10 protein-coding genes are annotated in these 14,797 nt (G+C 28.9%); 8 read left to right on the top strand and 2 right to left on the bottom strand.

The window, feature by feature from the left end:
- Positions 1–35 precede the first annotated feature (35 nt).
- The 5 genes from HZC47_08985 (at position 36) to HZC47_08965 (ending at position 6,484) form a co-directional block, all read left to right on the top strand.
- Complete coding sequence (locus HZC47_08985; GenBank protein ID MBI5681015.1) at positions 36–1,727, top strand: glycosyltransferase family 39 protein; 1,692 nt, start codon at positions 36–38, stop codon at positions 1,725–1,727.
- Positions 1,728–1,945: 218 nt separating this feature from the next.
- The gene (locus HZC47_08980; GenBank protein MBI5681014.1) at positions 1,946–3,586 is read left to right on the top strand and encodes a glycosyltransferase family 39 protein; all 1,641 of its coding nucleotides are present in this window, start codon (positions 1,946–1,948) and stop codon (positions 3,584–3,586) included.
- Between the two features lie 32 nt (positions 3,587–3,618).
- Positions 3,619–4,527 carry a flippase-like domain-containing protein gene (locus HZC47_08975; GenBank protein ID MBI5681013.1) on the top strand — a complete coding sequence of 303 codons (909 nt, stop codon included), beginning with the start codon at positions 3,619–3,621 and terminating at the stop codon, positions 4,525–4,527.
- A gap of 27 nt (positions 4,528–4,554) precedes the next feature.
- Positions 4,555–5,733 carry a glycosyltransferase gene (locus HZC47_08970; protein ID MBI5681012.1) on the top strand — a complete coding sequence of 393 codons (1,179 nt, stop codon included), beginning with the start codon at positions 4,555–4,557 and terminating at the stop codon, positions 5,731–5,733.
- A 4-nt stretch (positions 5,734–5,737) separates the two neighbouring features.
- The gene (locus HZC47_08965; GenBank protein ID MBI5681011.1) at positions 5,738–6,484 is read left to right on the top strand and encodes a class I SAM-dependent methyltransferase; all 747 of its coding nucleotides are present in this window, start codon (positions 5,738–5,740) and stop codon (positions 6,482–6,484) included.
- Positions 6,485–6,492: 8 nt separating this feature from the next.
- Here HZC47_08965 and HZC47_08960 read toward each other — a convergent pair whose 3' ends face one another.
- The gene (locus HZC47_08960; GenBank protein MBI5681010.1) at positions 6,493–7,437 is read right to left on the bottom strand and encodes a glycosyltransferase family 2 protein; all 945 of its coding nucleotides are present in this window, start codon (positions 7,435–7,437) and stop codon (positions 6,493–6,495) included.
- 51 nt (positions 7,438–7,488) lie between these two features.
- On the opposite strand from HZC47_08960, the gene wecB reads away from it, so the two are divergent.
- The gene (gene wecB, locus HZC47_08955) at positions 7,489–8,565 is read left to right on the top strand and encodes a UDP-N-acetylglucosamine 2-epimerase (non-hydrolyzing) (protein MBI5681009.1); all 1,077 of its coding nucleotides are present in this window, start codon (positions 7,489–7,491) and stop codon (positions 8,563–8,565) included.
- Positions 8,566–8,638: 73 nt separating this feature from the next.
- Here the strand turns inward: wecB and HZC47_08950 are convergent, their stop codons facing one another.
- Positions 8,639–10,030 (bottom strand): glycosyltransferase family 39 protein, encoded by a 1,392-nt coding sequence (locus HZC47_08950; protein ID MBI5681008.1) that lies wholly within the window; start codon positions 10,028–10,030, stop codon positions 8,639–8,641.
- Between the two features lie 118 nt (positions 10,031–10,148).
- Here HZC47_08950 and HZC47_08945 point away from each other — a divergent pair, with 118 nt between their 5' ends.
- Complete coding sequence (locus HZC47_08945; GenBank protein ID MBI5681007.1) at positions 10,149–12,395, top strand: peptide transporter; 2,247 nt, start codon at positions 10,149–10,151, stop codon at positions 12,393–12,395.
- 29 nt (positions 12,396–12,424) lie between these two features.
- Positions 12,425–14,644 carry a peptide transporter gene (locus tag HZC47_08940; protein ID MBI5681006.1) on the top strand — a complete coding sequence of 740 codons (2,220 nt, stop codon included), beginning with the start codon at positions 12,425–12,427 and terminating at the stop codon, positions 14,642–14,644.
- Positions 14,645–14,797 lie beyond the last annotated feature (153 nt).

The raw sequence follows: 14,797 nt of genomic DNA, 5'->3' as shown, positions 1-14,797 counted from the left end.
TCAACAGGAAATTTATATTCATATTGAGGGTTAAAATGTTTAATTCATCTAAATTAACAATAATCAGTAAATATTCTGACCATATAGTATTAGCCAGCCTAATACTAATTATAAGCATTATTGCATATTACCGTGTGTTGGTTCAGCTCGATATCGGGCCATTTTCAGATAGCTGCGACTTTCTTTCTAATGCGCTGGTTTTTGCAGGGCAAGGTATGGGCTATTCCGATTTAACAAGACCACCATTTTTTTCATTTCTGATTTCCATTATATTTATGACTGGTTATGTATCTACAAATGTAATTTTCATTCTGGACGGATTACTATATCTTTTCGGAGTTATTGGACTATATTATCTTTTAAAATTACGTTTTAATGAATTAGAAAGTATTTTAGGTGCTTTACTATATGCTACTTTTCCTATTGTCCTTGTAATTATGGGTGCAGGATTTTCAGACCTTGCAAGCGTTTCTTTCACCATTTGGACATTTTATTTCCTGGTTTTAGCCGTTAAAAAAGATTCAAAATATTTTTATCTCGTATTTCCCGTAGCTATGCTAGCTTTTTTAACCAGATACAACAATGCACTTATAATCTTTCCTATTTTCCTTTATATCTTGATAAATAGAGCTGAAATCAAAAATATCAAAAATATTTTAACTGGGATGCTTGTATCACTATTACTCATCATTCCTGTGTTTATTTTTTTCTATCAAAAATTTAGCAATATATTATATCCATTTACATCAAATTTTGTTACAACTTCTACCCCTCGTTTGACAGAAAGTGCCGCATACAACCCCAATTTGTTCTTTTTCATTGAAAAATTTCCTTTATTCATCGGATTTGAATATTTTTTTATTATATTAATCATTGGATTTTGTTTTTTTACCTATGGGGCTTTTAAATTATTAAAAAAATCTAAAAACAAAAAAATGTTGCCTAATGAATTTAATGTAGGAAATATGGGCACTAAATTAAAATTAACACTATTTATAGTTCTGTTATTTGTTTTTATATTTAGTTTCGATCAGACAGCATATATGTTTAGTGAAATTTTGTTCTTTATTTTGAGCTATTTATTATATAATTTATCTAAAAACTTTAATATAAAAAATTTAGATATGCATTTGCTATTTTTTGCCTGGTTTATGGCATTTTTTATATTCCACAGTGTTTTTGCAATTAAGGATAATAGATATTTTGTTGTAATGGCCCCTTCGGTTTCATATTTTTTAATATTGGGCTTGAGTGAACTTTCAAACATATTACCCTTAAAAATTAAAAAAAATAATTTAACGTTTCCAATAATCGCCATAGTTTTAACAATAACCATAATTTTATCTACTACATCTTTTTTACCCAGTATAAATCAAGCCAACAACAAAACTAAAGTTTTAAATGAAGAAATATCACTGGCAAGCGAATGGTTTATAAATTACGACCCAAATTATAAAAATAAAATTATATACTCAGATCTATGGCCTACTTTCAGCTGGTATCTACAAACTAATGTAAACCCAATGCCTGTGTTTAAAGATAATCAAACATATTATGGGGGAGTAAAAGAGTTTAATATAACAACTCAAGACAATATACAATATAACAAAGAATTAGATAATAATAAAGCCGATTATTATTTTTCTATCCGACAGGGGCTTAATTTAACTCACTATTACTCCATTAAACAGTTTGGAAAAGTCATTATATATAGAAGAATAGCTTAAAACATTTTAATATGCTGTTGTAAGAATTGTTAAAATTTAACTTATGGAATAATTAGAATAGCCAGTAATTAAAACTATATACACAAAATAAAAAGAATTGTAAGTTTATTATAAACTCCGATAGTGGTGATCATTTGAAAACCTATTCTAAAGAATTTGAAGATAAATATAAGAAATTCACATACATTATAAATAGAAATAAGTATCCATTGATTTCAATGATCATTTTGGTAATAATCATAAGCATAATAACTTACTTTCGGATGAAAATCCAGATGAATATTGGCCCAATATGGGACACTTATGATTTTCTGTCAAATGCACTTGTATTTGCAGGTCAGCCCATAGGTTATTCTGATTTAACCCGCCCCCCGCTTATCTCTTTTTTAACATCTGTTTTATTCAGATTAGGTTATGTTTCAGTTTCAACAATATTTTTTGTTGATGGTGCATTGTTTATTTTTGGAGTTGTTGGATTATTCCTACTTTTAAATCTCCGTTTTAATTACATGGAGAGCTTTTTAGGCAGTTTAATCTATGGAACTTTTCCAATTGTTATTTCTTTTGTTGGGTTTGGTCTTTCAGACATTGCAAGTGTTTCTTTCACAATCTGGGCATTCTATTTCATGGCTTTAGCTGTTAAAAAGAATTCAAAATATTTTTATTTGTCATTTCCTTTTATGATGCTAGCTTTCTTAACACGGTACCCCTCTGCACTCCTAATATTCCCTGCAGCACTCTACATTTTTATTAACATTAGAACAGTTGAAAAAAGAGATGCCATAATAGGAATTGGTGTATCCCTCCTACTATTGATCCCTGTTTTCATATTCTTTTATAAAGTATTTGGCAATCCACTTTATTCATTCCTCAGTTTTTTTGGTTTGACTTCAACAACCATCTCTGCAGAAAACTTTTCATATGACCCTAACCTTTTATACTTTGTTGAAAAAACACCAGCATATATTGGTGCTCAAAGCATTGCAATTATATCTATTATTATGTTAGGTACCATACTTTATACAATAAATAGATTAAAAGGAGATTCAAAGCTTAAAATAAACATATTTAATGCAATTAATATTAAAAATAAGAATACACGAATTAAATTATTAATATTAATGATTATGACATTGATTTTTCTTGGAACATTTGGCAAAGCATTTTACATGGTGAGCGAATCCCTATTTTTTGCAATATGTTATATTTTTTATAGTCTAATAAAAAATTTAAATATAAAAGATATAGACCTACATTTGCTATTTTTTGCCTGGTTCATGGCTTTCTTCATATTCCACAGTATTTTCGTGATTAAAGACAACAGATACTTCGTTACAATGGCCCCCGCAGTTTCATATTTTTTAATATGGGGCTTGAGTGAGATATACGCCAAAATAGGATTTAAAATTAGAAATATAAATGTGACATCATACGTGCTTTCACTAATTCTAATTTTTATGATTCTTTCAGCTACAGCATCTTATTTACCAGGTATACAAAATAAGAATTATAAACTTAAAATAATGGACGAAAATATAGATTTATCAAGTCAATGGTTGATGAATTATGATCCTAATTACAAAAATAAGGCAGTTTATTCTAATGCCTGGCCATATTTTGGATGGTATCTTAAAACTGACGTTAAAATGATGCCCCTTTTTAAGGATAATCAAACATACTATGGCGGTTTAAAAAACTATAATTTTAGTCAACAAGATATTATCTCATTTAACAACTATTTGGAAAGTAATAATGCTTATTATTACCTTTCCTACGGGATATCTTTAAATTTAACATCATACCAACAAATTAAAAAGTTTGGAAACGTTATTATATATGAAAAAAAATCTAAAAGTTAAGTTACTGGCAATTAAATTATAAAAAAGATAATATGAAACTAAAAAAAGCTTTGAAAAACAAAAACATCGTTAAAATCGCCATTTCATTATTAATAATAATTTTTCTGCTAAAATTTGTGGATTTCCAATTATTTTTTCAAAGTATTAAAAATATTAATTATTTAATTTTATTTGCTTTAGCTTTAATTCCATTTGGAATCCTTTTAAGAGCATGGCGATGGATGATAATTCTAAATAAAGATAAAAAGTTAATTTCAATTAAAGACTCATGTTATCTAAATTTAGCGGGAATGGCCTTAAATATTTTTTTACCAGGGAGCTCTGGAGACATTGCAAAATCGTATTATGGTTATAAATGGCATGGTTTTAAAGAAGAAATGTTGTCTTCCAGCATATTAGATAAAATAATGGCTTTATTTTCTCTATTTATTCTAGGCAGTATAACTGCATTTGTAATTAAACTTTACTTTCTTTCAATTTTTTCAGTTATTGTCACAGCTTTATTATATTTAATAATTTTTTATCCTAAGATAGTACCATGGAATTTACTAAATAAAGTGTTCTCACTATTTATTAAAGTAAATTTAGATGAAAAAAAATTAGCTTCTTCATTTACAGTTTCCAATAAAATTAAACTTAAAGTGTTATTAATATCTTTATTTGCATGGATAATGTTATATTTTCAGTTTTATTTGATATGCTTATCTTTTTCTGCAGAAATAAATTTTATATATATTTTAGCAGTAGCTCCATTAATGAATATTGCAGTTCTAATTCCATTTACAATAAATGGATTAGGCTCCTTAGAAGCCGTTACCATGTACCTTTTTAGTTTAATAAACATATCTCCTACTTTAGCTATTTTAGTTTCATTGACTTCACAAATTTTATATACTGTTATTCCAGGCATATTTGGCTTTATTATACTTCTAAAAAAATAAATATTTAATCCTTAAAAAGGTAATATTATGAAAATTTGTTTAGTTCCAACAATGTTTCCAAAGTATAAAGGTGATTATTATGGTTCATTTATATTTGATGATGCTAAAATGCTCGTAAATAAAGGATTTGAAGTTCATGTAGTCACTCAACATAATACTGGAATACCCTACGAGGAAATTATGGACGGAATTCATGTTCACAGATTTAGATGGATGAAACCAAAAAAATTTAAAGCTCTTGTGCATTTTAAAGGATTAATAGATAATTTCAGATTGGTAACATATCTCATTTCTCTATTTTTTAATTTGATGTGGATAATAAAGAAGTTAGATATTGATATTATTCATGCTCATTCTGTTGTACCTACTGGACTTATAGGAGTTATTGTAGCAAACATTGTTAGAAAACCAGTTTTTATTACAGTCCATGGAATGGATATAACTAATTTTGAAAATAATCCATTTTTTAAAAGGTTGATTAGATTTTCTTTAAATAATTGCAATAAAGCAGTTGCAGTAAGTATGGATCTATCAGAAAAAATGGAAAAATTAGAGATTAAAGAAGATAAAATAATAGTTTTAAGAAATGCTATTGATACAAAAAGATTTATTCCCCTAAAAAATAGAAAAATAAGAAATTATTATGGAGTTAATGATAAAGACATATTGATTCTGTTTGTGGGATATTTAGACACATTTAAAGGTGTATTTGAACTGATGAATTCGTTTCATGAAATAAATAAAAAAAATGTAAATGTAAAACTTATGATAGTAGGAGAAGGGCCCAAAAACAATGAACTAAAAAAGATAGCATCTCGATTATGTTTAGAAACCCATGTTATATTTGCAGGAAAAATATCACCATCTGATATTCATGAATATTACCAGTCCTCAGATATTTTTGTTTTACCATCACATACAGAAGGTACTCCTCTTGTAGTCATAGAAGCTATGGCCTGTGGCCTTCCTATTGTAGCAAGCAATGTTGGAGGAATACCTGAAATTGTTATAAATAACAAAAATGGATTTATTATAACTCCCCAAAATGAAATAGAGTTAATCTCAAAAGTACAAATTTTAGTTAAAAATCAAAGTTTAAGGAATAAATTCGCGGATAAATCCATTGAAATTATAAATACAGAATTCGATAATGATATAAAAGTAGAAAAGTTAATAAATTTATATAAAAACGCTGCAGGAAGATGATTATTTGAATAATAATGAAATATGGGATGTTACTTGGGAAAAAATTGAAGTAGATGGCCCAAGACCGTTTCTTGAATATAAAATGAGTTTACTGAAGCCTTTCTTGGAAACAGATTCTCCAAAACATGTATTAGATGTCGGCTGCGGTGATGGCTTTTTTACGCTTAAACTACTTAATTTAGGATATAAAGTAGATGCTACAGATGTATCACCAGAAGCAATTAAGGCAACTGAAAGACGAATTAAAAGAAATAATGCGCCTAATATCAATTTATATAATGAAAATTTGCTTGAATTAAATCCACCACATAAATATGATGTTATCATATGTTTAGAGGTTTTAGAACATATAGAAGATGACTTAAGAGTATTAAAGTTGTTTAATAGTTGGCTTAAAAAAGAGGGTTTACTCATTTTAAGTGTTCCACATAGACAAGATATGTGGAATTATACTGATGAAATTGGAGGGCATTACAGAAGATACTCCAAAGAAGATTTAAAAAATAAACTTGAATCCGCAGAATTTAAAGTTGAAGATGTATTTGATTATGGATTTCCAATTATTCGATTTTTTGCAAATAGACTTTGTGCTCCCGCCGAAAAAATGCAAAAATCAAAAATTAATCCTCCAAAAAACAATTTTTTAAGCAGGACCGCCAGTACAATTATACAAAATGCCTGTAAAATCGATACCCTATTTATAAATAAAGATCACGGTATAGACATAATTGCAGTATCTAAAAAAATATAGATTTGTTATTATTTCAATTTTTTCTTAATTAGCCTATTTTCTTTCTGAATTATATAGATTTCACGCTTTAGAAGGCTTATCTGAGTTGCTACAAATCCAAAAATCAATATTTGTATGCCTGAAATTACCATCAACGCCATAAAAAGCATTAATGGCCTTGTAGGGTCTAAAGTGCCAATTAAATATTGATAAAACAAGTATAATGCACTTATCATTCCAATTAACAGTAAAATTATTCCAATTGCTCCAAATAGTATCATTGGTTTTTCATATAAAGAGAATAATATATGAGAAATGGTTTTAGATCTAAATTTTAGTTTTGATTGACCTAATTCTCTACCTTCGAGTAATGCAGGGATTTCTTTAATTTTAAATCTTGTTGCAATTGCTTTTGATAAAATTTCAAGATTAATATCGGTACTGTTTGATTCTAACTCCAGAGAATCTATTACTTCTCTCCTATAAGCACGTAAGACTCCAGTTACAGTATTCAAATTTTCAGCCATAGAAAAGCCTACAAATTTGTTAGCTACTTTACTTACAAATAATCTAAAAAGTGGAACATTACTTACTTCTCCCCCTTCCATATAGGGAGATCCAACTATAATATCGATTGTTTCATCGTTTATAAGTTCATTCACGAGTTTAGGGATATGATCAGGCTTATAACTTAAGTCTGCATCAATTGTTACAATTATATCTCCGTTTGAATTATCAAATCCTGTTCTAATTGCCTTTCCCATCCCCATATTTACAGAATGTTGTATGACTTTAATATTTGAATTTTGTGATGCATATTCACTTGCTAATTTAAAAGTATGGTCTTTACTTCCATCATCTATTGCTAATATTTCATAATTTTCATATTCTTTCAAAACAGCGCTCACTCTGGCCAGTGTATTTAAAGCATTTTCTTCCTCATTGTACATAGGAATAATTACTGAAATTTTCATGATAAATGGTTGGGAAAGACTTATTTATATTTTTTTTCTAAATAAATGATAATGAAGATTGTAACAATCCTTGGAACAAGACCTGAAATAATTAAGCTTTCCCCAATTATTCCATTAATTGATAAAGAATTCGACCATATCCTTATCCATACGGGCCAGCATTACTCCTATAACATGGATAAAATCTTTTTTGAAGAATTAGGCCTTAGAAACTGTGATTATTCTCTTAATGTAGGTTCAGGAACTCATTCCATGCAAACTGGGAAAATGATGATTGAAATTGAAAATGTGCTTTTAAATGAAAACCCAGACTGGGTAATTGTTCAAGGAGACACAAATTCCACTCTTGCAGGTGCAATTACAGCTTCAAAGCTTAATATCAAAATTGCACATGTTGAAGCAGGTTGTAGATCCTTTGATAAAAAAATGCCAGAAGAGATAAACCGTATTTTAGTTGATCACTGTTCTGATATTTTATTTGCTCCAGATGAAAATGCTGTCAAAAATTTGGCTGCTGAAGGAATCCAAAAAGAGGCAATTCATCTTGTAGGCAACACATCAGTTGATGCATGTTTAAGAATAATGGATTTATTCAATTTAAACAGATTAACTGAATTAAATCTGGAAAAAGAGAATTATATCTTATTAACAATTCACAGACAGGAAAATACAGAATATAATAAACTAAAAGAAATTATAAAAGCTGTAAATCAAATTTCTAATAGAATAAAGGTTGTTTTTCCTTTGCATTTAAGAACAAAAAAGATTATAGAAGATAATAACATTGAAATTAGCGAAAATATATTACAAATTGATCCTGTTGGTTATAAAGAATTTATATGGTTATTAAAGAATTCTAAATTTGTAATGACTGATTCTGGAGGAATACAAGAAGAATCAGCGATTTTAAATGTTCCCTGCCTAATTTTAAGGGATAATACAGAATGGGAATATCTTGTAAACATGGGAAAAACTCAGTTGGTTGGAACAAATTATAAAAACATTATTAGTTCTGTAAGCGATTTACTTAATAATAACTGGAAATTGGAGAAAATGAAGAACATTAAAGCACCTCTTAAAAAAAATGCATCTAAAAAGATAGTCAATATCTTAATGCAATATCAATGAAATCTCCCAATTTATCGAATAGATGTGCAATAACTTAATTATGGGAAATAATGTTGGATTTAGATTTAAATTATCAATAAAAAGCGAATATGTTTGAACAATTATAATCAGTTAAACTATAATTATAATTTAATCTAGTAATTTCCATTGCAGAACTTCCCATATAATATATTTTATAACCTTTCTTTTGCCAATATTTTATTTTATCACTGGAAAGTAAATATATATAACTTCTATTTTTTTTAAGATTCCAATACATTTTATCATTATTCATTTCAATAAATTCAGGATTTTCCTGAGATTTTTCATCCAAATAAAGCAATATTGGAATGTATTCTGCCGAAATAATAATTGTATCACTTATATTACTTTCTACCATCCTCTCCATCACATTTGTCAATTTATCTCTGATTTCTGCATCTTTTAGTACTAAACCCTCTTTAATTGTGGGTGCTGTTCCATTTGAAAGTTCAAATGAAATAAATGAATTTAATAAAAGAAGTGCGCAGAATATTGTAAATAATTTCCTTTTACTTATACTACTTAAAAGTACAAGCCCAAATGGAATAGCAGGAATAAGATATCCTGCATCATAAGGGGCCCCAATATACATAATAGAAACTAAAAACACCACAAATAATAGAAATATGAAAAATTTATCATTTTTTCGGACTTTATCCACTAAATTTCCAGTTGAAATCAAAAAAATCAATATTCCCCATAACAATGCAATTAACCCTAATTGATTCAAATCTTCTGAAATTTTGCTCGTACCCACAGATGTTGGATAATAACTTAAAAAGCCAAGCCCATATTGAATTAACAATGGCAAAAACAAGATTAATGCCATTATACTCATACTCATCAGAAAATAAGTTATTTTTCTAATTTTTTCATTGTTATCGTTTAAAATAAGGTATATAAATGGAAAAATTAATATAATTGATGTTATTCTGGACCCTATTGCTAAACCCATCATCAAACCTGCCAATACATACTGTTTTTTAATGATAAAATACCATACAAACATAATGAACGCAGCGGCCCACATATAATCCATAGTGTTAGTACTGTTTATCCATATAACTGGTAAAAATGCATATGTGATTACTAATAACCCTTTATTTTTTATATTAAGCTCTTTTAAAATCATTGCAAATCCAATAACAGAAATCAGTGCCAATAACATTGTTAAGCTGTTTGTAGCAAACCAGCCGTGATTGATAACTAATGAATTGAAAAATTCTGGAACTGGATACCCTGGAAATCTCGACGTTTGATAAATATGGAAATAATTCAAATTAAAAGCAGAAATAGCAATTCGCCAAGCATCAGGATCTGTCCCAAATCCCAAATTCAAGAAAGGAGTTCGTGATATGAAAAATAATAACACCAATATAAGCATATTTGGCATTTTAGTCCAATCAAGATCTAATAACTTCCTTATTAATCCATTATATGACATATCCACCTTATCCTAAAATTTATTTATTTATAATGCTAACTTTGAATAAATAAGATTTGTATCATGATATAATAACATTATACATAACTAATTTCAAGCAAAAACAGTTTAAGATAAAATGCCACAAAATAACCATCTAAATAAAAGATCAGCACTAACTTCAGTTGCAATTATTTTAATCATTTTTTCGGTGGGATTTATCCTTAGAGTAGATTCTGTAAATCTTCCAGGAATTCCAGACGATCAAAAAGATTATTATCAAGATCAAAATGGATTACCATACATGTATGAGTTAGACTCATATTACAATTACCGATTGACAAAAAACTATATTGAACACGGTTATTTGGGAGATACAATAAAAAATGGAAGAGAATGGGATTTGCATTCTTATTATCCTCCTGGCGTGCCCATGGATTATCCCCCATTTATTGTGTATTTAACAGCATTTATATACAAATTAATAAACATATTTGCTAATATACCTTTGCTTACAGTCTGTTTCTGGATTCCATTATTTATTGGGCCTCTTGCAGGACTTATTGCTTATCTTTTTGTTAGTAGATTTACAAATGATTACGGAGCTGCTGCTGCAGGAATTATAACTGTTACTGCTCCTTTTTATTTTATCAGAACATTACCTGGATGGTTTGATACTGATATGTTCAATATTATTTTCCCTCTTTTAATTACATGGTTTTTTATTGAATCCTTGCAAAGCAAAAATAATAAAATGCAAATATTTTTCGCTGCATTATCTGCTTTTTCCATGTTTCTTTTTGCAACTGCGTGGAACGGGTGGCAGTATTTCTTCTATTTGATTGTGTTATTTAGCATTTTTTACACCATATGGTGTAAAATAAAAGGACATGACGTAAAAATCTTAGTTTATAGTCTTGGAACACTTATTATCATTACTATTTTATTAGTAATTGTTTTTACAGGCCTATTAAATATTATTAAACTTTTATTAGGCCCATTAGAGTTTATAAAATTATATGGTGCTCAAAGCCAGTTATATCCGTGGCCCAATGTTTATAGCTCTGTTTCTGAGCTTGCAATTCCCACCATTGAAGAAGTGATTTCAGGGGCAGGATTTGCCCTTTTTGGAGGTATTTTCGGGCTTTTATGGATTTTTAGAATTTTAATAAATAAAGATCTTAAAAAGCGCTTTTTAAATAAAATGGACTGGTTTTTCTATTCATTTTTAGTATTATGGACCATAGCGGGGATTTTATCCCTTTTAAAAGGCTCAAGATTTATTATGCTACTTTTACCTCCACTTATTATAAGTTCTGGAATTATGGTTGGAATTTGTGTTGAATATGTTGGTATGCTCAAAAACATTAAAAGGTTTAAAATATTTAAAAATGAAAACACCATCCGAGTTATTTCATTATCTATTTTGATTTTAGTTACTCTTCCAGCGATTATAAACATTCAAAAGGACACATCGATAACTCCCAGTGCAAATGATAATTTGTGGAATGCTTCAGAATGGATAAATGGTAATATTCCCCAAGACACCGTAATAATATCTCAATGGAGCTATGGGCACTTTTTTACAGCAATTGCTGATCATCCTGTTGTTTTTGATGGTAGAATTGGATATATTGAAACATTGCCCATCAGATCTTATGACCCTGTTTTTACATTTGGCAGTCGTTCTCCAAACACTTCTCGAGAATACTGGATAGATAATGCTTTTTCAACTAGCAATGAAAGTTTATCAGTCGGTATTTTTAGGATGTTAGCTACAAGCGGCGATTTAGCATGGTTAACTTTAGATGAATACACTCAAAACACAACCCAAAGCATTGAAATACTAAACAACATACTGGGAGTGGATAAAAAAACAGCCCGCGATGTTCTTAAAACAAAATATCATTTAAATGAAACCCAAATAAACAAGACATTAAATTATACACACCCAGATAATCCTCGGCCATTCATACTTGTTACAACCAACGGAATGGCCAATATAGGGCATTTAATTTTTAATTCAGGAACTCTGCAATCTAAAAATGTAGACTATTTATATTCCATTGGTGACATCAAAATTGACAACAATTATCTAAATAGCAGTGATGGAATCTCTATGGATATCATAAAAAACGAAACAACGTTTAATGGTGAAATACCCTATTGTGTTATTACTATTGAGCAAGGTAAAGTTAAAAAAATCCATATGAATAAAAATAGCGACATATGTGTAATATTACTTATGGACAAAAAAAAGTCAATTGTAATGAATAAACAATTTGAAAACTCCCTGTTTACAAGAACAGTGCTTGAAAAGAGCAATTCAACATATTTTAAATCAATTTATGAAAATAACTATGTAACCGTATGGAAACCCATATAATGCTACATTATTAGATTTAAGAGGATAAAATGTCTAATAAAGAATTTATTATAAAGTTTGCAGCAGTTTTAATAATTTTCTGTGTTGGATTCTTCTTTAGGATAGATTCTGCTAACCTTCCAGGAGTTCCAGATAATGAAAAATCTTTTTTTGAGGATCAAAATAATCTCCTATATATGTATGATATGGATTCTTATTATAATTACCGATTAACCAAAAACTACATAGAACACGGCTATTTAGGAGATAAAGTAGTAGATAACAAAGAATGGGATTTACATTCATACTACCCCCCCGGCGTTCCCCTAGATTATCCGCCACTAATAGTTTACATTACAACATTAATCTACAAAATAGTGAATTTATTCGCCGCCATCCCTCTACTAACCGTCTGTTTCTGGTTACCTGCATTTATAGCACCCATATGTGGTGTTCTCGCTTATTTAATCGTGAGCAGACTTACAAATGATTACGGAGGGATAGCTGCAGGAATTTTAGCTGTTACTTCCTCTCTTTATTTTGTAAGGAGTGTTCCGGGTTGGTTTGATACAGATATGTTTAATGTTTTATTTCCTCTTCTTATTATCCTATTCTTCTTTGAGGCCTTTAAAAGTGAGAATATTAAGAAAAATATGGTTTTTGCTTGCTTATCGGCGTTTTCTATGTTCCTTTTTGCCACAGCATGGAATGGATGGCAATACCTTTTTTATATAATATCTCTTTTTTGCATTTTTTATATGATTTGGAGCAAAATTAAAGGTAAAAACATTAAAAAAATCGCTTACATATCCGGAATATTTATCTTTGGTTCTATTTTTTTAATTTGTATTTTCACTGGTTTTTTAAACATTATTAAATTAGTTTTCGGGGTTTTAGAATTTGTAAAATTAGCTGGAAATCAGGGAGTATGGGGTCCATGGCCAGATATATACATTTTTATAACTGAACTACAACCTCCATCAATAAAAGCGGCAATAGGAGGTTTAGGCTATTTATTATCGGGAATTTCTATTTTTGGTATTTTTTTAATATTTAGAATTTTAATAAATGATAAATTAAAGGAACATTTCTTAAAAAAAATGAGCTGGTTTTTTTATTTATTTTTATTATTTTGGACCATAACTGGTATTTTTGCATTAACAGAAGGTTTTAGGTTCATAATTCTTTTAATCCCTCCATTAGTAATAATTTCAGGAATAACTGTGGGGATTATTACAGAATTCTTTGATCAGTTTAATAAAAAAAATCTGAATAAACTATTATCCTTATCTTTTATCATTATAATCTGCGCATTCAGCTTTTTGGCCATATATGACGCGTCTACCAATTTAGTTCCTCGAATGAATGATGATTTATGGGATAGTGCTCTATGGATTAATAATGACACTTCTAATGATACTGTCATCATATCCAGCTGGGTATATGGCCATTTCTTTGCTGCTATTGCAGATCGTCCCGTTGTTTTGGATGGGAGATTAGGGTATGTTGAAACATTACCCATACGCGAATTTGATAGTGCATATTCCTATAAAAATTTATCTCCAAGCACTTCAAGAGAATATTGGATAGATAAAGCTCTTTCAACTAATAATGAAAGTTTATCCCTGGGAATTTTTAGAATGTTAGCTACAAGTGGAGATTTAGCTTATTTAACTCTCTATAATTACACAGAGAATAGTACCAAAAGCATTGAAATTTTAAATATAATATTAGGCCAGAATAAAGAATTAGCTATGAAAACACTTACTCATAACTACCACTTAAACCAAAAAATCGCTGCAAATATAATTGAGTACACGCATCCTAATAATCCTGTTCCCTTTGTTCTTGTAACTTGTGATAAAATGATTGATGATGGATGGTGGATATTCTCATTTGGTGAATGGGATTTTGAAAATAAACAACCAGGAGATCCTATTTATTCATTTGGAGAAATTATTAAAGATAATAACACTTTAAAAACCAGTGACGGAATAAATATAGATTTGAATACATATACTGCTGAATGGAATGGTGTTAAACCGTATTGTGTAACAATAATAGAAAATAATAAAACAAAAACATATTATCTTGATAAAAATAGTAAATTTTGTGTTATATTGAATATAGATAACGGAAATTCAGTAGTTTTAGATAAACAGTTTGAAAAATCTTTATTTACAAAATTAGTGATTGAAAAGAGGAATTCAACAAATTTCAAACCAATATATTCCAATAAACATGTTACAATATGGAAAACTAACGGGTAATATCAAAAATTGAAAAAAAATATGGGGCTACATTTTATTAATTGCAGAATTCTTTGCAGTATCCACTACCGTGTTCACATTTTCTGCAACTGTTTTGGAAATATCAAATATCCACATTCCAGCTACAATTACCAGCACCAATAATGCACCCAT

Source organism: Methanobacterium sp. (assembly GCA_016222945.1).
GTDB lineage: Archaea > Methanobacteriota > Methanobacteria > Methanobacteriales > Methanobacteriaceae > Methanobacterium_D.
Note: the sequence above shows the minus strand (reverse complement) of the source record. Positions and strands in the feature narration are given on the sequence as shown.